22 protein-coding genes are annotated in these 20,076 nt (G+C 59.3%); all 22 read left to right on the top strand.

Annotation, left to right across the window (positions count from 1 at the left end):
* Window positions 1-43 precede the first annotated feature (43 nt).
* Entirely contained in the window at window positions 44-1,351 is a 1,308-nt protein-coding gene (locus ACTHV6_RS00425; protein WP_441385280.1) for a homoserine dehydrogenase, read from the top strand.
* A complete protein-coding gene (gene thrC / locus ACTHV6_RS00420; protein ID WP_441385279.1) occupies window positions 1,351-2,451 on the top strand; it encodes a threonine synthase in 1,101 nt (366 codons plus the stop codon). The genes ACTHV6_RS00425 and thrC overlap by 1 nt, the downstream gene beginning before the upstream one ends.
* A complete protein-coding gene (thrB, locus tag ACTHV6_RS00415) occupies window positions 2,451-3,416 on the top strand; it encodes a homoserine kinase (RefSeq protein WP_441385278.1) in 966 nt (321 codons plus the stop codon). Before thrC ends, thrB begins: the two co-directional genes overlap by 1 nt.
* Before the next feature lie 90 nt (window positions 3,417-3,506).
* Window positions 3,507-4,652, top strand: coding sequence for a TIGR04053 family radical SAM/SPASM domain-containing protein (locus tag ACTHV6_RS00410; RefSeq protein ID WP_441385277.1), 1,146 nt, complete (start codon window positions 3,507-3,509; stop codon window positions 4,650-4,652).
* Between the two features lie 293 nt (window positions 4,653-4,945).
* A complete protein-coding gene (gene rho, locus ACTHV6_RS00405) occupies window positions 4,946-6,880 on the top strand; it encodes a transcription termination factor Rho (RefSeq protein WP_441385276.1) in 1,935 nt (644 codons plus the stop codon).
* A gap of 158 nt (window positions 6,881-7,038) precedes the next feature.
* Window positions 7,039-7,251: a 50S ribosomal protein L31 gene (gene rpmE / locus ACTHV6_RS00400; RefSeq protein WP_441385275.1), complete on the top strand. Its 213-nt coding sequence runs from the start codon at window positions 7,039-7,041 to the stop codon at window positions 7,249-7,251.
* An 83-nt stretch (window positions 7,252-7,334) separates the two neighbouring features.
* Window positions 7,335-8,435 carry a peptide chain release factor 1 gene (gene prfA / locus ACTHV6_RS00395; protein ID WP_441385274.1) on the top strand — a complete coding sequence of 367 codons (1,101 nt, stop codon included), beginning with the start codon at window positions 7,335-7,337 and terminating at the stop codon, window positions 8,433-8,435.
* Complete coding sequence (locus tag ACTHV6_RS00390; protein WP_441385273.1) at window positions 8,435-9,304, top strand: N5-glutamine methyltransferase family protein; 870 nt, start codon at window positions 8,435-8,437, stop codon at window positions 9,302-9,304. The genes prfA and ACTHV6_RS00390 overlap by 1 nt, the downstream gene beginning before the upstream one ends.
* Complete coding sequence (locus ACTHV6_RS00385) at window positions 9,301-9,924, top strand: L-threonylcarbamoyladenylate synthase (protein ID WP_441385272.1); 624 nt, start codon at window positions 9,301-9,303, stop codon at window positions 9,922-9,924. The genes ACTHV6_RS00390 and ACTHV6_RS00385 overlap by 4 nt, the downstream gene beginning before the upstream one ends.
* A gap of 12 nt (window positions 9,925-9,936) precedes the next feature.
* Complete coding sequence (locus ACTHV6_RS00380) at window positions 9,937-11,088, top strand: MraY family glycosyltransferase (protein ID WP_441385271.1); 1,152 nt, start codon at window positions 9,937-9,939, stop codon at window positions 11,086-11,088.
* Complete coding sequence (locus tag ACTHV6_RS00375) at window positions 11,081-11,527, top strand: hypothetical protein (RefSeq protein ID WP_441385270.1); 447 nt, start codon at window positions 11,081-11,083, stop codon at window positions 11,525-11,527. The genes ACTHV6_RS00380 and ACTHV6_RS00375 overlap by 8 nt, the downstream gene beginning before the upstream one ends.
* 156 nt (window positions 11,528-11,683) lie before the next feature.
* Complete coding sequence (gene atpB, locus ACTHV6_RS00370; RefSeq protein ID WP_441385269.1) at window positions 11,684-12,562, top strand: F0F1 ATP synthase subunit A; 879 nt, start codon at window positions 11,684-11,686, stop codon at window positions 12,560-12,562.
* Window positions 12,563-12,603: 41 nt separating this feature from the next.
* On the top strand, window positions 12,604-12,813 hold the full coding sequence (atpE, locus tag ACTHV6_RS00365) for an ATP synthase F0 subunit C (protein ID WP_441385370.1): 210 nt from the start codon (window positions 12,604-12,606) through the stop codon (window positions 12,811-12,813).
* Window positions 12,810-13,376: a F0F1 ATP synthase subunit B gene (atpF, locus tag ACTHV6_RS00360; protein WP_441385268.1), complete on the top strand. Its 567-nt coding sequence runs from the start codon at window positions 12,810-12,812 to the stop codon at window positions 13,374-13,376. Before atpE ends, atpF begins: the two co-directional genes overlap by 4 nt.
* On the top strand, window positions 13,376-14,185 hold the full coding sequence (locus ACTHV6_RS00355; protein WP_441385267.1) for a F0F1 ATP synthase subunit delta: 810 nt from the start codon (window positions 13,376-13,378) through the stop codon (window positions 14,183-14,185). Before atpF ends, ACTHV6_RS00355 begins: the two co-directional genes overlap by 1 nt.
* Window positions 14,186-14,257: 72 nt before the next feature.
* Window positions 14,258-15,883 (top strand): F0F1 ATP synthase subunit alpha, encoded by a 1,626-nt coding sequence (gene atpA, locus ACTHV6_RS00350; protein ID WP_441385266.1) that lies wholly within the window; start codon window positions 14,258-14,260, stop codon window positions 15,881-15,883.
* A 2-nt stretch (window positions 15,884-15,885) separates the two neighbouring features.
* On the top strand, window positions 15,886-16,821 hold the full coding sequence (locus ACTHV6_RS00345) for a F0F1 ATP synthase subunit gamma (protein ID WP_441385265.1): 936 nt from the start codon (window positions 15,886-15,888) through the stop codon (window positions 16,819-16,821).
* Window positions 16,822-16,851: 30 nt separating this feature from the next.
* On the top strand, window positions 16,852-18,309 hold the full coding sequence (atpD, locus tag ACTHV6_RS00340) for a F0F1 ATP synthase subunit beta (protein ID WP_441385264.1): 1,458 nt from the start codon (window positions 16,852-16,854) through the stop codon (window positions 18,307-18,309).
* Complete coding sequence (atpC, locus tag ACTHV6_RS00335) at window positions 18,279-18,569, top strand: ATP synthase F1 subunit epsilon (protein WP_441385263.1); 291 nt, start codon at window positions 18,279-18,281, stop codon at window positions 18,567-18,569. Before atpD ends, atpC begins: the two co-directional genes overlap by 31 nt.
* 15 nt (window positions 18,570-18,584) lie before the next feature.
* Window positions 18,585-18,992: a DUF2550 family protein gene (locus ACTHV6_RS00330; RefSeq protein WP_441385262.1), complete on the top strand. Its 408-nt coding sequence runs from the start codon at window positions 18,585-18,587 to the stop codon at window positions 18,990-18,992.
* 18 nt (window positions 18,993-19,010) lie between these two features.
* Window positions 19,011-19,703, top strand: a complete 693-nt coding sequence (gene nucS, locus ACTHV6_RS00325; RefSeq protein WP_441385261.1) for an endonuclease NucS — start codon at window positions 19,011-19,013, stop codon at window positions 19,701-19,703.
* A gap of 75 nt (window positions 19,704-19,778) precedes the next feature.
* Window positions 19,779-20,063, top strand: a complete 285-nt coding sequence (locus tag ACTHV6_RS00320; protein WP_441385260.1) for an ATP/GTP-binding protein — start codon at window positions 19,779-19,781, stop codon at window positions 20,061-20,063.
* Window positions 20,064-20,076: the final 13 nt, after the last annotated feature.

Genomic DNA, 20,076 nt, shown 5'->3' with positions numbered 1-20,076 from the left:
TCGCTTGTGCCCAGTACGCTTGGGGCATCTGAAAGGAGAATCCGTGGAAGACGTGAAAGTTGCCCTTCTTGGATGTGGCACTGTAGGTACTCAGGTAGCTCGCTTGCTGGATGAGCAAGCGGCAGATCTCACGGCCCGGGCGGGTGCGTGGCTGCATCTGACGGGTATTGCGGTTCGCGATATTGATGCGCCTCGCGATCCAGCAATTGACCGAACGCTGCTCACCACGGATGTATCCGAGTTGATAGCTGGTGCCAATATTGTTGTGGAGCTCATCGGCGGTATTGAGCCGGCCCGCAGCTATATCTTGGAAGCCTTTGAACACGGAGCTTCCGTTGTTACAGGAAACAAGGCACTCCTAGCGGCCCACGGCCCCGAACTGTACGAGGCGGCCGCGCGGGCGGATGTGGATTTGTACTATGAGGCGGCGGTGGCCGGCGCGGTTCCTGTGGTTTACGGGCTGCGTGAATCTCTTGCGGGCGATCGCATCACGGCCGTTCTGGGGATCGTCAACGGCACCACCAATTACATTCTTGATGAGATGACAACCAAGGGCCTGGACTTCGATGGGGTTCTGGCTGAAGCCCAGCGGCTCGGATTTGCGGAGGCAGATCCTACCGCCGATGTGGATGGCTTCGATGCGGCTGCTAAGTGCGCAATCTTGGCCTCGCTGGCGTTCCATTCTCGCGTTGCGATGGATCAGGTGCACGTCGAGGGCATCCGTTCAGTCACGGCTGAGGACATTTCCGCGGCCACACGGGCCGGCTACGTGATTAAACTGATCGCTTCGGCCAAACGCCGGGAAACGGGTATTGAAGCAACGGTTGCCCCGATGCTTATCCCGAATTCACACCCGTTGGCTAGCGTGCACGGGCCGTTTAACGCGGTTGTCATCGAAGCGGAAGCAGCAGATCGCCTGATGTTCTATGGGCGCGGAGCAGGTGGGGCTCCCACCGCCTCCGCCGTGTTGTCGGACGCCGTGGCGGCGGCAAGCCACATTGTGGAGGGCGGGCACGCCCCACGAGAGCTCATCTACGCTGACCTTCCCGTCTTGCCCATCGAAGAAAGCGTTTCGCGGTATCAGGTGGAACTGGCCGTCGATGATACCGTGGGCGTCTTGACGGAAGTAAGCGGAATCTTCGCCCGCAACGGTGTGTCGATCAGCGCCGTGGGGCAGGAGCACGAGAGGGTGCTTCAGGGTGAGGACGGACTGCCGGGCCGGGCCGTGTGTCACCTGACCGTCACAACGCACGCGGCACCCTACGCCGCGCTACAACAGACAACCGCTCAGCTGGAAGAATCGCGGTACGTGGCCGGTATTCGGCGCGTCATGCGAGTAGAGGAGGCCTGATGGCTCATCAGTGGCAGGGAGTTATCCCCGAGTACCGTGACCGATTGCCCTTTGGAGAATCTGACCCAATCGTGAGCTTGGGGGAGGGTGGCACTCCACTCGTGCATGCGCGGGCTTTGGATGAGCGCACGGGCGCTCGCGTGTACGTGAAGGTGGAGGGAATGAACCCTACGGGTTCGTTCAAGGATCGCGGCATGACAACCGCGATTTCGAAGGTCCTTCAATCGGATACGAAGATCGTGGCCTGTGCTTCAACGGGCAACACCTCTGCCTCGGCTGCGGCCTACGCCGTTGCTGCCGGGCTCAAGAGCGCTGTGATCCTGCCGGCCGGAAAGATTGCCGCCGGCAAACTCGCCCAAGCTATTGTGCATGGCGCCCATCTTGTTGCCGTTGACGGTAACTTCGATGATTGCCTGACGATGACCCGCGAATTGACCGAACACTACCCTGTTGCGCTGGTCAACTCCGTGAATCCCTACCGGCTGCAGGGGCAAAAGACCGCCGCCTTCGAGGTGGTTGACTACTTGGGGGATGCCCCGGATATTCATGTGCTTCCCGTAGGTAATGCTGGCAACATCTCCGCTTACTGGATGGGGTACAACGAATACGCCGGGCGTTCCACGATCGCTTCCATGGACGAAACGGCAACCCACCTTCCGCCCGTTGCCACGAAGGTCCCCGAAATGTGGGGCGTTCAAGCGTGGGGGGCCGCGCCACTGGTGTTGGGCCACCCCGTGGAGAAGCCGGAAACAGTGGCAACCGCCATTCGCATCGGCAATCCCGCCTCCTGGAAATTTGCCGAAGCCGCCCGCGATGATTCGCATGGTTGGATCGATCGCGTGACCGATGAACAGATTCTTTCGGCTCAGGCGATTCTTGCCGCAGAGGTTGGTGTGTTCATCGAACCGGGTTCGGCAGCTTCCATCGCAGGTCTGATCAAGGCAGCGGAAGCGGGCAAGGTGCCTGAAGGTGCCACGATCGTCTGCACGGTGACGGGCAATGGGCTGAAGGATACGGCAACGGCCCTTGGCGGCCGCGAGCTGGATTTCGATCCGATTGCGCCAACCCTCGAAGCTGCTGCAACCGCTCTGGGACTGTAATGCGTGTGGCTCATCACCGGGCGCAGGTGGCTGTTCCGGCCACCTCTGGCAACCTTGGCCCCGGTTTCGATTGCATGGGGATGGCTCACGATATCTGGGATCAGGTAGAAGTTCGGGTTGTGCCGGGCGAATCGGGCGTGCACGACGCCACGTCCCAGCCCACCCCTAACCCCGGCCCCAGGCCGAACCCCAGCCCGAGCCCCGAAGCCCACGTCACCATCCACGGAGAGGGCGCGGACTACCTGCCCCGCGATGGTTCCCATTTGGTGGTGCGCGCGCTGCGCCGCGCCCTCGATCATGTGGGCGTAGCTCAGCCAAGCCTTGAACTCACATGCACCAATGGTATTCGTCAGGGTAGGGGGTTGGGATCCTCAGCTTCTGCTGTCGTGGCCGGCCTGATGTTGGCCAGAGGCCTCGTTGATGAGCCGGAGGCGCTGAACGATCAGGTCATGTTGCAGCTCGCCACGGAGTTCGAGGGCCACCCGGACAATGCGGCTCCCGCAATCTACGGGGGAGCGGTGGTTGCGTGGTGCGATGGGGCTGGCGCCCATGCCCTGCCCATCCACGTGCGCGGTGATGTCCGCACGACTTTGCTGATTCCGGACGCTGAGCTGCTGACGGAAACGGCACGCTCTGTGTTGCCAGAACAGGTCCCGCACCGGGATGCTGCCTTCAATGCGTCGCGAACCGCACTGTTGGTTTTGGCACTCGAACACGAGCCGAACTTCCTGTATGAAGCAACCGAAGAGAAGCTCCACCAGAGCTACCGGGCGGCCTCCATGCAAGCCTCCGCCAACGCCCTCGACTACCTGAGAATGCGGCGATTTCCCGCAGTTATCTCGGGAGCGGGCCCGTCCATTCTTGTGCTGGGGGAGCTGGACGATGAAGCGTCCGCCCGCATGGCAGCATCTGGGTTTTCGGAGGTTCGGGGCATGCCTGCCTCAGGCGCGTATCTTATCCCGTAGGCCGGGGTGTCCCTAAAGTCCTACCTGTGAGCCACGGCCGGAACTACGATCGGCTGTAGCAAACTTTGCTGGAAGGATGGGACCGCCCCCGTGCACACTAAGAATCCGCTACCCATTGGTTCGGTTCGCCCAAGGAACTTCGCCTACGATCGCGCTCCGATGATCGTTTATTGGGAACTGACATTGGCATGCGACTTGGTGTGCAGGCATTGCCGCGCAAAGGCGATGCGCAGAGCCCTGCCGGGAGAACTTTCCACGGATGAATGCAAGCGGGTCCTTGACGATATTCTTGATTTTGGCGATCCGCTTCCCCACCTTATTTTGACCGGTGGGGATCCGTTGCGCCGCGATGATTTAGAAGAGATTATGGCCGCGGCCCGGGAGCGGGGGATTGGGGTGTCCCTCTCTCCTTCGGCAACGCCCCTTCTGACCCGCGAGCGGATGGCAACGCTCAAGGATGCTGGTATGCAGGCGATTTCCCTCAGCTTGGATGGCGCTTCTGCCCAAACCCACGATGGTATTCGCCGGGTGGAGGGAACGTTCGATCATACGCTTGAGGCGATGGACTGGGCGGGTGAATTGGGCATACCTCTCCAGATCAACACGCTCGTGAGCGAGCAGACTCTGGGCGATCTGGACGGCATCCGCCAGCTCATGGAGCGCCACGAGGTGATGCGGTGGACGTTGTTCTTCCTGATCCGTACCGGCCGCGGCCTCATGCTCTCGGAGATCGATCCGTTGGAGGCCGAAAAGGTGCTGGAGTGGGCGGATGAACTGAACACCACCGAACCGTTCGAGGTTCGGACAACCGAGGCGTTGCACTATCGCCGCGTGGCCGCCCAACGCATGATGGCCGAAGGCATGACTCCGCAGGAGGTTCAGGCAACGCGGCTTGGCCGTTCCTTCGGGGTTCGTGATGGCAACGGCATTATGTTCGTGACCAATGTGGGGAACGTTACACCTTCGGGCTTCATGCCGAAGAATGTTGGCAACGTCAAGGAAAAGTCAATTGTCAGCCTCTATCAGGACGATCCCCTGATGCGTTCGATGCGCCATCCTGAAACCTTCGGTGGCAAGTGTGGGGCATGCGAATACAACCAGTGGTGCGGTGGCGGGCGTTCGCGTGCCTACGCGGTCACGGGTGATCCGCTCGCAGAAGATCCGATGTGCCTATACGTTCCGGCGCGTTTGCGTGATTCCCTTCCGGTTCCTCGTTCGGCGCACGCGGTTTCGTAAGCGATGAGTTCGGTTTTTGGGACGACGACGGCCTCCCAAATTCCTCCCTGTCAGACGTTTCTTAGCTCACGTGGCGAAATTGATGCGCGGTGCTTGTATTTGCTGCTAAAGTGACCACGTACCGACTAATGCACACATATGTGTCTCGGTAAGGCATCGTAGATTTTTCGGGTTGATGAATCCGTGGAATCAATTCGCGCAATAGTATCGATGCCATCCTCTTACAAACACGGCCGGAGCACCTCCGGCTATCGCAGAGCGGATATGACAACCCTTTGCAAGGAAGGACACTCGTGAGCGAAACTCGCACGAGCGGCGCAATCTCAACGATGCGTCTCCCCGAACTTAAAGAGCTCGCGCAGTCTCTGGGCATCAACGTTTCGCCCAAGGCGCGCAAGGCAGATCTTGTTAGTGAGATCCGCGCGGTGCAGGGGCCGGCCAAGCGTGGCCGTCCGCCCAAAGCACCTGTGGCTTCAGCGGGAACCGAAGGAGCACAGGGAGCAAAGAAGGCTCCTGAGCCTAAGGAAACCAAACCTCAGGCATCCGAGCCCAAGCAAGCAGCACCACAGCAAGCAGCCCCGCAGCAAGAAAAGGCTGCTCCAAAGCAAACCAGTCAGCCACTGTCCACTGAGGACATTGTGCTTCCGGACCGCTCGGGACGTGAATCTGGCAACCGTGACAATAACAATAATCGTCGCGATGATAATCGCCATGATGGTAACCGCCGGAACAGGCGTGATCGTTCAGGGCGCCCACGCCGCGATGAGATGTCTGATGACGATCGTCGCGCAGCACTAGACGCCATTGGTGAAGCGGCCGAGCGCAAGGCTAGCGATTCCGATGAGGACGATTCCCCGAACCGTCGTAACCGGCGCAACCGGCGCGAACGCAACCGTGGCCGCGATAATCAGCGCAATCAAGATAATGGCCGCCAGGACCGTTCGGATAACCAGCGAGGGGACCGTCAGAATGGCGGGCGCCAAGATGGCGGACGGCAAGATTCAGGCCGGCAAGATTCAGGCCGGCAAGATAACGTCCGTCAAGATTCCAGCGATGATGAGGTGCTTATCCCCGTCGCCGGAATTCTGGATATGGAAGGTAACCAAGCTTTCCTGCGGACCGGCGGATACCTCCCCGGCAACAATGATGCCTCGGTTTCCCAGCAGATTGTTCGTCAGTACGGCCTACGGCGCGGAGACGCGCTGGTTGGATCCGTCCGCCAGCGCAGCGAGCGCGAGAATCAGAATCGCGGGCGCAACCAGCATCGCAAGTACGGTGGCTCGAAGCTGAATCCGTTGGTTCAGATCGATTCCGTCAACTCTTTGGACCCCGAGTTGTCGAAAACCCGGGACGAGTTCAATAAGCTCACCCCGCTCTACCCGCAGGAAATGCTGCGAATGGAGACAACCTCCAAGGCATTGACCGCGCGTTCCATCGATCTCGTAGCCCCGGTGGGCAAGGGCCAGCGTGGCCTCATTGTGTCCCCGCCGAAGGCCGGTAAGACCATGGTGATGCAACAGATCGCCAAGGCCATTGCCACAAACAATCCTGATGTTCATCTCATGGTGGTGCTTGTTGATGAGCGCCCAGAAGAAGTGACGGATATGAAGCGCTTGGTCAAGGGTGAGGTTATCGCCTCTACCTTCGATCGCCCCGCCTCCGATCACACCATCGTTGCCGAGCTGACCATTGAACGCGCTAAGCGCCTCGTGGAACTCGGTCAGGACGTGGTGGTGCTGCTCGATTCCATCACTCGCCTGTCACGGGCCTATAATCTGGCTGCGCCGGCTTCCGGACGTATCCTTTCCGGTGGCGTGGATGCGGGTGCCCTGTACCCGCCCAAGAAGTTCTTCGGAGCGGCCCGCAATATCGAAAATGGTGGATCTCTGACCATCATTGCTTCGGCTCTTGTGGAAACCGGATCGAAGATGGACGAAGTGATCTTCGAGGAGTTCAAGGGAACCGGCAACATGGAGCTGCGCCTATCGCGTCAGTTGGCCGACCGCCGGATTTACCCCGCTATCGATGTGAATGCATCTGGCACGCGGCGTGAAGAACTCTTGTTCACCGCAGAGGAACTCAAGGTGATCTGGCATCTGCGCCGGGCACTGGGAACGCTCGATGTGAATGACGCTTCCGATTTCCTGTTGGGACGCATGCGCAAGACGGAAAACAACGCGGAATTCCTCGTGTCCATTATGCGTTCAATGCAGGGTGGCAATAAGTAGGTGCCACCGGAGTGCTTCACTAGTGGAGTTACTCACCAGCGCCTCTCTGCTCTGGTCACAGGGAAGGGGAGCGTGTCATAATATTTCGTCGGCTTTCGGTTCACCGGCCTGCTACCGCAGGTTGGACCCGGGGCGCAAAACGATCCAAGGAGAATACTATGAAGCAGGGAATCCACCCTGATTACCACGCCATCCAGGTCACCTGCACGTGTGGGAACGAGTTCGAAACAAGCTCAACCTTTGCAGGCGATCACCTTCGCGTTGACGTGTGCAATGCGTGCCATCCGTTCTACACGGGTAAGCAGAAGATCCTCGATACCGGCGGCCGTGTGGCTCGCTTCGAGGCTCGCTACGGCAAGCGCAAGAAGTAGTTATAGAGCTCTAGATGCCGGCACAGCTTGCTGTGCCGGCATCTGCCATGATTGAGGGTGTAGCCAGCTGAATCGAGGGAACCGTGGATAAGAAGGTCGAGCTAGCCGAACAGATGCTCGCGGATTACGAGCAGGTTGAGGCAAGCATGTCTAGCCCGGAGGTGCTGAAATCTCCGGCAAAAATGAAATCGGTTGGCCGCCGTTACGCGGAGCTGGGGCGCGTGATTCGTGTGTATCGCGAATACCGGGTGGCGGCCGATGACCTCGCTGAAGCGAAGGACATTGTGGCGGCCGGCGGCGAGGATGCCGAGCTGTTCAAACCCGAGATTGCAGGGTTGAAAAAGAAGTTTGATGCTTTAGAAGAAGAACTTCATGACGTTCTTATTCCTCGAGATCCCGATGATGCGCGTGACGCCATCGTTGAGGTCAAGGCTGGGGCCGGCGGCGAGGAATCGGCGCTGTTTGCCAGTGATCTTGTGCGGATGTACCAGCGTTACGCGGAAGATGAGAACTGGGCTGTGGAGATTCTGTCCGCAACCACTACGGATATGGGTGGTTACAAAGAATTCCAGATGGCCGTGCGCACCAAAGGCACACTTCAAGACCCGGCCGATGGCGTATGGGCTCATCTGAAGTATGAGGGCGGAGTGCACAGGGTTCAGCGCGTACCCGTCACCGAATCGCAGGGCCGCGTTCACACATCTGCGGCTGGTGTGCTGGTGTTTGCTGAAGTGGATGATCCCGGCGAAGTGGAAATCCATGATTCGGATCTGAGGATCGATGTATACCGTTCTTCTGGCCCCGGTGGACAGTCCGTGAACACCACTGATTCGGCGGTTCGCATCACACACTTGCCCACGGGCGTTGTGGTGTCTATGCAGGACGAAAAGTCTCAGATTCAGAATCGCGAGGCCGCGATGCGTGTGCTGCGCTCCCGCTTGCGTCAGATTCAACTTGATCAGCAGGCCGAAGAAAACGCGGCGCTGCGGCGCTCGCAGGTGCGTACGGTGGATCGCTCCGAGCGCATCCGTACCTACAACTTCCCTGAGAACCGAGTCTCAGACCACCGCACGGGATACAAGGCATACAACCTCGATCATGTGCTGGCCGGAGAGCTTGGCCCTCTCATCGATTCTGCGCGTCACTTGGACGAAGCCGAGCGAATGGCGCACGCGGAGGATTAATGCGCTGGAATGATGTGGTGATTCAAGCCACGGGTTGGCTGGCCGCCAAGGGACTGGAGTCACCGGGTTCCGATGCGCGTGAAATTGCCGAAGTAGTCGCTGAGAATTCGTTACACTCGGCCAGCGATCCTTCGGCAGATCAACAGGAGCTTTTTCGGCGCATGGTGATCCAGAGAGGCGAGCGCGTACCGCTCCAACACGTCACGGGGCACATGTACTTCCGGTATCTGGAGTTGGTGTCCCGTCCCGGATGCTTCATCGTGCGTCCCGAAACTGAGCTGGTAGCCGGAGAAGCGATAGACGCCGCTGCCCAGATGGTGGCCGATGCGGTTGGCGATGAGGTCATCCGCGTAGCAGACCTGTGCACGGGCAGCGGCAACATCGCGCTGGCCGTGGCAACAGAGATTCCAGCAGCGCGAGTGATCGCAGTTGAACTGTCCTCGGAGGCACTGGAAACCGCACGCGAGAACAATGCCCGCTACGGCAATCCCGTGGAACTGATTCAGGCCGATGCCCGGGATGCTTTGGCTGGTATGGAAGGCATGTTCGCGGTTGTCGTGTCCAACCCTCCCTACGTTCCTCCCACAGTGGAGCTCAGCCCAGAAGTTGAGGCGGACCCACCGATGGCGCTGTGGGGAGGCGGGCCCGAGGGAACCGACCTCCCAATTGGGATCATTGACCGTGCCGTTGGCCTCCTTCGCCCCGGCGGCATCCTTGTGATGGAACACGCTGAAGGCCAAGCAGAAGCCCTTGTGGATTACGCCCGCAACTGTGGCTTCGAAGAAGCGCATACGGGGTGCGATTACACGGGCAGGCCCCGATGGTTGTGGGCAAAAAGGGCCCGCCAACAAGTGGAAGAAGCGGAATGAAAATCTTGGATTGTTCACGGGATCAGGACGCAATCGCACAAGCGGCTAGTGCCGTGGGGCACGGCGAACTTGTGGTACTCCCAACGGATACCGTGTATGGCGTGGGAGCGGACGCGTTTTCGCCCACCGCTGTGGACAAGCTGCTCACCGCGAAGGGGCGCGGCCGCGATAAGCCGTCGCCCGTGCTTGTGGCATCTGTGGCGGACGCTGAGAAGCTGACCACCCACGTGCCGGACGTGGCGCGCGCTCTCATGGATGAATTCTGGCCCGGAGCGCTCACGATCATCCTTCCTGCGCGCGAGGAGATCGGCTGGGATCTGGGGGAAACGGGCGGCACAGTTGCCTTGCGTATGCCCGATAACCCGATCGCACTGGACCTTTTGGCTACCGCAGGGCCAATGGCCGTCTCCTCCGCAAACCTCACCGCCCAGCACCCGGCGGCAACTGTCGCTCAGGCCCGTCAGCAGTTGGGCGAGAAAGTATCCCTGTACCTTGACGGGGGCGAATGCGGTGGCGGAGAACCCTCCACTATCGTGATCGTGGGCGAACAGCTGACGATTGTCCGCCGCGGCGCGATCCCCGATTCTGAGATCGCGCGATTCGGTATGCTCGCCCAATAGGAGGCTCACTCAATGCGCGTATACCTGCTCATTATGGTGCTCGCCGCAGCCATCACCTACCTCATGGTGCCGGTGATTCGGCGGATGGCTCTGGCCGTTGGCGCGGTGACTGGCGTACGAGCGCGCGATATTCACACGGTTCCCATCCCGCGGCTTGGCGGAATCGCCATGTACTGCGGGCTACTTGTGGCCCTCCTCGTGGCATCCCAGATTCCCTACCTTCACTGGGTGTTCGCCTCGGGATCCGGAGTGTGGGGCGTCCTCATCGGTGCGGGAATCATGTGCTTGGTTGGCGCGATCGATGACATTTGGCAACTGGATTGGTACGCCAAACTGGCCGGGCAAGTGCTGGCCGCCGGAGCGATGGCTTGGCAGGGTGTGCAGCTTGCTTCCGTGCCCTTCATGGGGCTCACTGTGGGATCATCGCGTCTGTCCCTGTTCGTCACGGTCATGGTGGTGATTGTGGTGGCCAATGCGGTCAATTTCATGGACGGATTGGACGGGCTGGCCGCCGGTATCGTGGGGATCGCGGGATCTGCGTTCTTTGCTTACTCCTACTTCCTCGCCAGGGATGCCAGCCCCGATAATTATGCCGCCGTATCCTCCGTTGTGGTGGCGGCACTCGTGGGGATCTGTGTGGGATTCCTTCCCCACAACTTCCATCCGGCCAGCATTTTCATGGGGGATTCCGGCGCACTCATGCTCGGGATGGTGATTGCGGGGGCTGGCATTCTCGTGACCGGCCAGATCGATCCCGCGAACACCTCCGTTGGTGATTCGTTCCCCGCCTACATGCCAATCTTGGTGCCCGCGGCCGTGATTCTGTTGCCGCTCATTGATTTTGTGTGGGCCGTTGTGCGCCGGCTGGCCAGAGGGCAGTCCCCATTCCATGCGGACGCCGGGCATCTCCATCACCGTCTGCTTCGCCGGGGGCATTCGCACCAGGGCGCCGTCCTTACGCTGTACCTCTGGGCCGCAATCGCCTCCTTGACCTGCGTTGCTCTGGTCATTCTCCCCGGCAAGTATGTAATTCCCGTGTCCGCCGTAGCCGTTGTGATGGCGATCGTTGTGACGCGGAGAGCCTTGAAATGGCACAAGGGGGAGCGCATCAAGGCCGATGACGATACTCGGATTCCTGATGAAAATGTGGTGGGAGATGACTGAGCGGCGCCACATCCGCGCGCCGTGGCGGCGTCAGCCGGGCGAGACCCTGAGCATTGGCCAACTCTTCACACTGATCGCGCTGTGGTGCGGACTGAGCGTTGGAGTAGCTGGCGGGCTTGCGGCCGTTATCGCGTTTGCCGTTGGGCGTGGCGATTGGGGGATTGCCGCGGTGATTTCTGGGCTGGCCGTGATTGTGTCCTTTGCCTTGACCGCCGTGATTGTGCGCGTGGGAAGCGGCGGAGGCGTGGCAACCGGGATTGCCTACGCTGTCAAAGTTGTCATCACGGCGTGCGTGGTTGTATGGCTGGGCCGAATGGCCGGTGTTGATGACATCGGCCTTGTGGTCACTCTCATAGTGGGAGAAATGATTGCTTTGGGGACCATGGTTGCCGTGGTGATGCGGGCCGAAGGTCCCGGGCTGGATATTGACGAATCATAGATAATCCGCGAAATAGTCACGAAACACGGGGTATTTGGCGCTGGTAAGCGGTGAAAGCGAAGGCCGTGTGGGGCGCGCGCATCCGTTGCCGTCATGCTCGATTGATACGGGCGTTACGTAGGATTCGGTTCACGTTTGTTGGCGTTGGCGGGTATCATGAACAAGTGCCTCGAGGAGCGTAGCCGCGCCTCGTCCACTCAACGTACGGAGGATGGCTTGTTGGTTTCTCTCGCCGCAACCTCGGGAACCACTCTCGCTGCTGGCGATGACCTGTGGCACGTCCCGGGTCTAGAAGAGTTCTTCCCGGAGCCCTTCCTTTTTGAGGGTACGCCGTTCGAAATGAACCGCCTCATATTGGTGCGGCTCGTGGCTGTGGTGATCCTCGCGCTTATTTTCGGGCTATACGCTCGCCGCGCGAAGCTCGTTCCCGGTAGGGCGCAGGCAACCGTGGAATTTGGTCTTGACTTTGTGCGCAAGCAAATTGGTCACGAGATTATCGGGGAGGACAAGGCCGATCGCTATATGCCGATGCTGGCCACCATCTTCTTCGGCGTTCTCTTCATGAACTTGACCGGCGTAATTCCGGGCCTTCAGATCGCGGCTACCTCCGTGATCGGAATGCCGCTGGTGTACGCGGTGGTTGCCTACTTGGGCTTCATCGTGGCAGGTATCAGGGCTCAGGGAGCTGGGCACTTCTTTAAGAATCAGTTGATGCCGCCGGGGATGCCGAAGATCCTGTACATCTTGATGATCCCGATAGAATTCCTCTCCACGTTCATCATCAGGCCTCTCACCCTGACCATTCGACTCCTTGCCAACATGGTGGCCGGCCACATGATTCTGGTGCTCTGCTTCGTTGGCACCAACTTCCTGTACTTGGGTATGGGCGGTGCCTCCGGAATCGCGTTGGGTTCACTCACACTGATAGCTGGAATGGTCTTCGTAGCCTTCGAGGTATTCATTGCGAGCCTTCAGGCTTACATCTTCGCGCTGCTGAGCGCGGTATATATTTCACTATCCATCGAAGAACACTGATCCGTCTGTAACCAATAACCAAAGGAAGATTCATTATGGAGATTGTCGGCAACATCGCAACCATCGGTTATGGCCTTGCGACGCTTGGACCTGGCATCGGCATCGGCCTGCTTGCCGCGAAAACTCAGGAGGCTACGGCCCGCCAGCCAGAAGTCAAGAGCTTCCTACGCGTGAACATGCTGATTTCAGCAGCGTTCGTTGAGGCCCTTGGCCTGATCGGCTTCGTTGCTGGGCTTGTCTTTGGAGCATGATGTTTTCTGTCACCATGACGGCGGCGGAGCAGCAGAACCTCCTGCTTCCTGCACCAGCTGATCTGATCTGGGGCACGATCGCGTTTGTCATCGTGGCTCTGGTGATTGGGAAGCTGGCATGGCCCACGTTCATGGATGTGCTCGATGAGCGCAAAACCAAGATCGAGGACGGCCTGAACGCCGCCGCGCTTGCCAAAGAAGAGGTAGCAGGGGAACGCGAAGCGCTGACCGAAGAGGTCAACGAGGCTCACCGTCAGGCCGCCCAGATCCGCAATCAAGCAAAAGCCAACGCGGAGGATGCCGCGGAGGCTGCTAAGAAGAACGCAGCGGCTGAGGCAGAGCGCATCACATCGAATGCTCAACGCCAGATGGAAGCCGATACTGTAGCGGCCAAGAGGGCGCTACAGAGTGATGTGGGCTCCCTTGCTGTGGAGCTCGCCGGCAAGATCGTTGGTGCGCAGTCCCTTGATCCTGAGATTTCGCAGAGCGTGATCGATCGCTTCCTCGATGAACTCGAGGCGCAGAACGCTCAGCTCGCGAAGGCCGAGGCCAAGGAGAACTGATGCGGTCAAGCAGCCAAGCAGCCCTCACACGGTTGAGTACAACGTGGGACACCATCCTTGCGGAACGCGACGGTGGTGAACGCGAATGCGCTCAGGAGCTTTTTACAGTTGCTGGCGTCATTGGGGACACCTCCATTCTGGGACGTGCTCTGACTGATCCAGCGCGCGCTAGTGCGGATAGATCGCGGCTCGTGCTTGATGTATTTGGCGGCAAGGTCTCGGGACCAGTATCCGATCTACTTTCCGGGGTGGTCCGGTCACGTTGGAAGTCTCCGGCTGAGCTGCTTGATGTGATCGATTCTCTGGGCGTGCAATCGGTGATGTCCGGTGCAGGACGCGCCGGGCTTATCGCACGCGTTGAACACGAGCTGTACAGCGTGCGGCGCATGCTGCGCGATGAGCGCGATCTGCGTGTGGCACTTGGAGATCGCTCGCGGACGGCAAGTGATCGCGCTGCCCTTGCGGCCGCGGTGTTCACTGGCTTGGAAGATGATACGAAGCTCTTGTTGGATCACGCGGTTCGGCTTGCCCCACGCGTGTCGATTATTCGCACGCTGGCGGCCATGACTGAGGCCGCGGCCGAACGTACCCAACGGTCGGTTGCGTCAGTAACCGTGGCTGTACCGCTCAGCCAGGCCCAAGAAGAGAGGCTGACACGGCTTCTCTCTGAACGTTACGGTGGCCCGGTCAACGTGCACGTGCACGTTGATTCGAGGGTTATCGGTGGCGTGCGGGTTCGTGTTGGTGAAGATGTAATAGATGGGACGCTCGCCCATCGCCTCGATCAATTGCGTGAGGCAATGGAATAACGAGCAGGAGACAGTGTCCGGTACTTTGCCGGTATTGATTCACGGCGGAGCCGTTAAACGAAGGAATGAGATATGGCTGAACTGACAATCCGGCCCGAGGAGATCAGGTCTGCACTCGACAGCTTTGTGAGCTCGTACAAGCCAAGTGAAACCGCGAGCGAAGAAGTTGGCCACGTGACACTCACGGCCGATGGTATCGCGCGCGTTGAGGGCCTGCGAGGCACGATGGCGAACGAGCTTTTGCAGTTCGACGACGGGACGCTCGGCTTGGCGATGAACCTCGAGGAACGCGACATCGGCGTGGTTGTTCTTGGAGATTTTTCCGCTATCGAAGAGGGCCAAGACGTTCGCCGTACCGGTGAGGTTCTGTCCGTCCCCGTGGGTGATGGTTACCTTGGGCGCACAGTCGATCCGCTCGGGCATCCCATTGACGGCCTAGGTGATATCACCGATCTTGATGGCAGGCGCGCTCTGGAACTTCAGGCTCCGGGCGTTATGGCACGTAAGAGCGTGAATGAACCACTGCAAACGGGCATCAAGGCGATTGACGCCATGATCCCGATTGGCCGCGGCCAGCGCCAGCTCATCATTGGAGATCGTCAGACGGGTAAGACTGCCCTAGCGATCGATACGATCCTGAACCAGAAAGAAAACTGGGATTCGGGCGATCCGGACAAGCAGGTGCGCTGCGTGTATGTGGCGATTGGGCAAAAGGGGTCAACGATCGCCTCGGTGCGCTCAACCCTTGAGCGCTTCGGTGCGATGGAGTACACCACGATCGTGGCATCCCCGGCATCTGACCCTGCGGGCTACAAGTACCTTTCGCCATACACCGGATCGGCCATCGGCCAGCACTGGATGTACAGCGGCAAGCACGTCCTCATCGTGTTTGATGATCTGTCCAAGCAGGCTGAGGCCTACCGCGCTGTGTCCCTTCTGCTTCGCCGCCCGCCGGGGCGCGAGGCGTACCCGGGCGATGTGTTCTACTTGCACTCTCGTTTGCTGGAGCGCTGCGCCAAGCTGTCCGATGAACTGGGCGGTGGGTCAATGACCGGCCTTCCCCTCATTGAGACGAAGGCCAATGACGTTTCTGCCTACATTCCCACCAACGTTATCTCCATTACGGATGGGCAGATCTTCCTCCAGTCCGATCTGTTCAATTCGGATCAGCGCCCGGCCGTGGACGTGGGCATTTCCGTGTCCCGCGTTGGCGGAGACGCCCAGATCAAGGCGATGAAGAAGGTAGCGGGAACACTCAAGATCACCTTGGCGCAGTATCGCTCGCAGGCTGCCTTCGCCATGTTTGCTTCCGATTTGGATGCCACCACGCGCCAACAGCTGGCACGTGGCGAGAGACTGATGGAGTTGCTCAAGCAGCCCCAGTACACCCCGTATAGGGCGGAGCAGCAGGTTGTGTCCGTGTGGGCCGGTACGGGCGGGTACTTGGATGAGATCCCGGTTGAGAAGGTCCATGATTTCGAATCTGGCATGCTCGATTATGTGGAACATAATTCCGCCGTTCTGGCTACCATTGCTGAAACTGGGCTTCTCACCGATGAAACTGAGAGCGAACTTCGCAGTGCCGTTGAAGCCTTCCAGCAGGGATTCATGGTTTCTGAGGGCCTCCTATCAGAATCTGAGGCCGAAGTGGAAACTGAGCAGGCTCAAGAGCAAATCGTTCGTGGTAAGCGGGGCTAACAGTGGCAGGAAAGCAGCGGGCCTACAAGGAGAAGATCCGGGCCACAGCAACCCTTGAGAAGGTGTTTCGCGCGATGGAGCTCATCGCGGCGTCACGCATCTCTAGGGCGCGTGAAACTGCGCAAGGTAACGATCCGTATACGCGGGTTCTCACCGAAGCGATCGCCACCGTTGCTGGGCATTCTGATGAAGATAACCATCCACTCCTCTCCGAACGCACCGATACGAACCGGGTGGCCGTGCTTGTCGTGACGTCCGATCGCGGCATGGCCGGTGCCTATTCGGCGTCCGTTTTGCGCGAGGCGGACCGTTACATGGATGAGCTGCGCGAATCGGGGAAGGAACCTGTGCTGTTTGTGACGGGCCGCAGGGGAATCTCCCACTACAGTTTCCGTGGAGTTGAGCTTGAGAGGACGTGGGCTGGCGAATCCGATCGGCCTAGCACGGAGCTCACGAGGAACATTGCTGACGCCCTGTTGGAACGTTTCTTGGCCCCTGAGGATGATCACCCCGTGGCCGAGCTTCACGTGGTGTTCACGCGGTTCGAATCCATGGTGCGTCAGGTGGTGCAGGTTCGCCACATGCTCCCCATGGAGATCGTGGATACCGATGAGGAGGTAGCTGATCGTTCGGCGGAGCCTGATGAACTCGGCGAGTATCCGGTGCCAACCCAGCCGGTCTACGAGTTTGAACCCTCTGCCAAGGAACTCTTCGATCAGATCCTGCCACTGTATGTGCGCCAACGGATCTCCAATGTACTTTCGATGGCCGCGGCATCTGAGCTCGCGTCGCGCCAACAAGCCATGCATTCGGCCACAGAGAATGCCGGGCAGCTTATTGAGGATTACACCCGGTTGGCCAATAATGCACGCCAAACCGAGATCACAACTGAGCTCACTGAGATCGTCTCCGGTGCAGACGCGCTCAAGACCAGCTAGCACACCGGAATACGCAAGGAAGAGAAGAACATGAGTGCCACTGTTGAGACCACTACCAGTCAGGGCCGCATCGTCCAAGTGCTCGGTGCCATCGTTGACGTTGAGTTCCCGGCTGACGCCCTACCCGAGATCAACAATGCTCTGACCACCACGGTGGAGCTTGCTGGGCAGGGAGAAGGCGAATCTAGTTTCCAGATGACTCTTGAGGTTTCCCAGCACCTCGGAGATAACGTGGTTCGCTGCATTGCCATGAAGCCAACCGATGGCTTGGTCCGCGGATCTATTGTTCAGGATACCGGCAGCGCGATCACGGTACCGGTGGGAGATGTGACCAAGGGTCATGTGTTCAACGTACTGGGCGAATGCCTGAATCTTGACGAGGATGAGAAGCTTGAGGTCACGGAGCGCTGGCCCATCCACCGCAAGGCCCCTGCTTTTGATGAACTCGAGCCGGAAACTCGTATGTTCGAAACGGGCATCAAGGTGATCGATCTGCTGACCCCATACGTTCAGGGCGGCAAGATCGGCCTGTTCGGTGGAGCCGGCGTGGGTAAAACGGTGCTCATTCAGGAAATGATTCAGCGCGTAGCACAGGACCACGATGGCGTATCGGTATTCGCCGGTGTTGGTGAGCGTACCCGTGAGGGCAACGATCTCATCAACGAGATGGACGAAGCCGATGTTCTTGAGAAGACGGCCCTCGTTTTCGGACAGATGGACGAGCCGCCCGGCGTGCGCTTGCGCATCGCCCTATCCGGACTGACCATGGCGGAGTACTTCCGTGATGTTCAGAATCAGGACGTGCTGCTGTTCATCGATAACATCTTCCGCTTCACGCAGGCGGGATCTGAGGTATCCACCCTTCTGGGACGTATGCCATCGGCCGTGGGTTACCAGCCCACGCTGGCCGATGAGATGGGCGCACTGCAGGAGCGAATCACCTCCACACGTGGCCACTCGATTACATCGCTTCAGGCGATTTACGTACCCGCGGACGATTACACTGATCCGGCCCCTGCCACAACCTTCGCGCACTTGGATGCCACCACTGAGCTATCGCGTGAGATTGCTTCGCGCGGCCTGTACCCAGCGGTGGACCCGCTGGCATCAACATCGCGAATCTTGGATCCGCAGATCGTTGGCCGCGAGCACTACGATGTGGCAACCCGCGTCAAAGCGATTCTTCAGAAGAACAAGGAGCTTCAGGACATCATCTCCATCCTGGGCGTAGACGAGCTCTCCGAAGAAGACAAGGTCACTGTTGCTCGCGCACGTCGCATCCAGCAGTACCTGTCACAGAACACCTACACGGCCGTGAAGTTCACGGGAGTGGAGGGATCCACAGTGCCAGTTGATGAAACCGTTGAGGCATTCAAGCGGATTTGTGACGGCGTGTACGATCATATCCCCGAGCAGGCGTTCTTCAATATTGGCGGCATCGAGGATCTAGAACGCGCGTGGAGCAAGATTCAAGCGGAGCAGCGCTGATGCGCCTAGAGATCGTGATGCCAACGGGCATTGTGTGGCAGGGGGAGGCCCAACAGGTGCGCCTACCCTCAGCCAACGGCAGCATGGGTATCCTGCCCGGGCACACTCCGATCATGGCTGGCCTGGTTCCCGGCACCATTGTGGTGGACTGTCCCGATGGGGCCGAGTTGAGCTACACCGTGTCAGATGGCCTTGTGACCGTGGATTCTGACCACATTTATGTGGTGGTTGAGTCCGCGGAAAAGCAGGACTCGAAGTAGCGGGAAAGGGCGGCCATGAACGAACTCTGGATAGGGATTGCGAGCGTTCTGGCCGTTCTTCTCTTAGCTGCCCTCCTGTGGATCCTGGCGCGCTTTATCTTGCTCATTCGTGTTCCGGGTGCGGTCCAGTGTTCGATGCGCCGTCCCGATCACAAATGGCGCACTGGCGTGATGATCTTGGGCCAAGATTCTCTGCAGTGGTATCGAACCAGATCGATCTCCCCAGTCCCTCGCCGGGTCATCGCACGCGGCAGCTTTACCTTGGTTTCACACCGGCCGTCCAAAGATGATCCTGACACCACTATTATCAAGCTCATGGCTGGCGATACCACGATTGTTGTGGCGATGGGCACCAGCTCGTTCGCGGGATTAGTGTCCTGGATCGATTCGGCACCTCCGGGGATCATCAGTACGGGGCTGTAGCTGGTAGGCTGGCGTGCTGTGCGAACAGTCTTTGCCCAGTGCTCAGTTGAATATTCCGGCCGCCTTGACGCTCATCTGGAGCTAGCCAATCGCCTTCTCATGGTGAAAGCTGACGGATCGGTGCTCGTGCATTCCGATGGTGGCTCATACAAGCCCTTGAACTGGATGAGTCCGCCGTGTGCAATGAGTGTGCGTGAACCTGATGCCGAGGAAGCGCAAGCCGGTGTGAGCGAAGTGTGGGAAGTAGCCAACCAGAAGACCGATGATCTTCTGGTTATCCGCCTGTTCGAGGTTTTGGCGGATTACGCCCACGATCTGGGCCTGGAACCGGGCCTCGTCAAGGACGGTGTGGAGGCCCACCTTCAAGCCCTCTTGGCGCAGCAGGTTGATCGCCTAGGTGGCGGATCGCTGGTACGCCGCGAATATCCAACGCCGATTGGACCGGTGGACCTCATGATCCGCGATCCCGAAGGGACGTATGTGGCCGTTGAGGTCAAGCGCCGCGGGGAGATCGATGGCGTGGAGCAACTGACCCGATATTTGGATCTCCTTGGCCGTGATCCTCTGCTTCAACCGCTGCGCGGAATCTTTGCCGCCCAGATCATCAAGCCACAGGCGCGTGTGCTGGCCGAGGACCGTGGCATCGAATGCGTGACCTTGGATTACGATGAAATGCGCGGGATTGATCATCCCGAGGATCGGTTGTTCTAGGCCCTGCGCTGATCTGGACGAGGGTGTGAGGGATCATTCTTCACCGCGCCGCGTCCGCAGCGATACCCTAGATGCGTGCGCCGCTCGAAGAAATACTCACGTCCCGTTCGCCCGCTCAATGAGAGTGCGGCGATGGGTGGGGTGCACTATGAGGCTGGGACGGACGGCACTCAGTACAAGGTCCATCACATCGCCTCCGGCGCCAAACAGTACGTATGCCCGGGCTGCAATGGCATCATCCTTGTGGGCGAGGCCCACGAAGTTGCGTGGACCGAAGATACGATCTGGGGCTCACAGTACGGGCAGGATTCCCGCAGGCACTGGCACACGACGTGCTGGCGGCATCGCGGGCGGCGCTGAGTTTTCGGAGTAT

The sequence above is a fragment of the Ancrocorticia sp. genome (genome assembly GCF_052089425.1).
Classification (GTDB): domain Bacteria; phylum Actinomycetota; class Actinomycetes; order Actinomycetales; family Actinomycetaceae; genus Ancrocorticia.
This window is presented reverse-complemented; position numbering and strand designations above follow the sequence as displayed.

Excerpts from the sequence above, each read along its gene's own strand:
- thrC (WP_441385279.1), top strand. The coding sequence starts at position 1,351 with ATGGCTCATCAGTGGCAGGGAGTTATCCCCGAGTACCGTGACCGATTG.
- thrB (WP_441385278.1), top strand. The coding sequence starts at position 2,451 with ATGCGTGTGGCTCATCACCGGGCGCAGGTGGCTGTTCCGGCCACCTCT.
- rpmE (WP_441385275.1), top strand. The coding sequence starts at position 7,039 with ATGAAGCAGGGAATCCACCCTGATTACCACGCCATCCAGGTCACCTGC.
- ACTHV6_RS00390 (WP_441385273.1), top strand. The coding sequence starts at position 8,435 with ATGCGCTGGAATGATGTGGTGATTCAAGCCACGGGTTGGCTGGCCGCC.
- ACTHV6_RS00385 (WP_441385272.1), top strand. The coding sequence starts at position 9,301 with ATGAAAATCTTGGATTGTTCACGGGATCAGGACGCAATCGCACAAGCG.
- ACTHV6_RS00380 (WP_441385271.1), top strand. The coding sequence starts at position 9,937 with ATGCGCGTATACCTGCTCATTATGGTGCTCGCCGCAGCCATCACCTAC.
- ACTHV6_RS00375 (WP_441385270.1), top strand. The coding sequence starts at position 11,081 with ATGACTGAGCGGCGCCACATCCGCGCGCCGTGGCGGCGTCAGCCGGGC.
- atpB (WP_441385269.1), top strand. The coding sequence starts at position 11,684 with ATGAACAAGTGCCTCGAGGAGCGTAGCCGCGCCTCGTCCACTCAACGT.
- atpF (WP_441385268.1), top strand. The coding sequence starts at position 12,810 with ATGATGTTTTCTGTCACCATGACGGCGGCGGAGCAGCAGAACCTCCTG.
- ACTHV6_RS00355 (WP_441385267.1), top strand. The coding sequence starts at position 13,376 with ATGCGGTCAAGCAGCCAAGCAGCCCTCACACGGTTGAGTACAACGTGG.
- atpA (WP_441385266.1), top strand. The coding sequence starts at position 14,258 with ATGGCTGAACTGACAATCCGGCCCGAGGAGATCAGGTCTGCACTCGAC.
- atpD (WP_441385264.1), top strand. The coding sequence starts at position 16,852 with ATGAGTGCCACTGTTGAGACCACTACCAGTCAGGGCCGCATCGTCCAA.
- ACTHV6_RS00330 (WP_441385262.1), top strand. The coding sequence starts at position 18,585 with ATGAACGAACTCTGGATAGGGATTGCGAGCGTTCTGGCCGTTCTTCTC.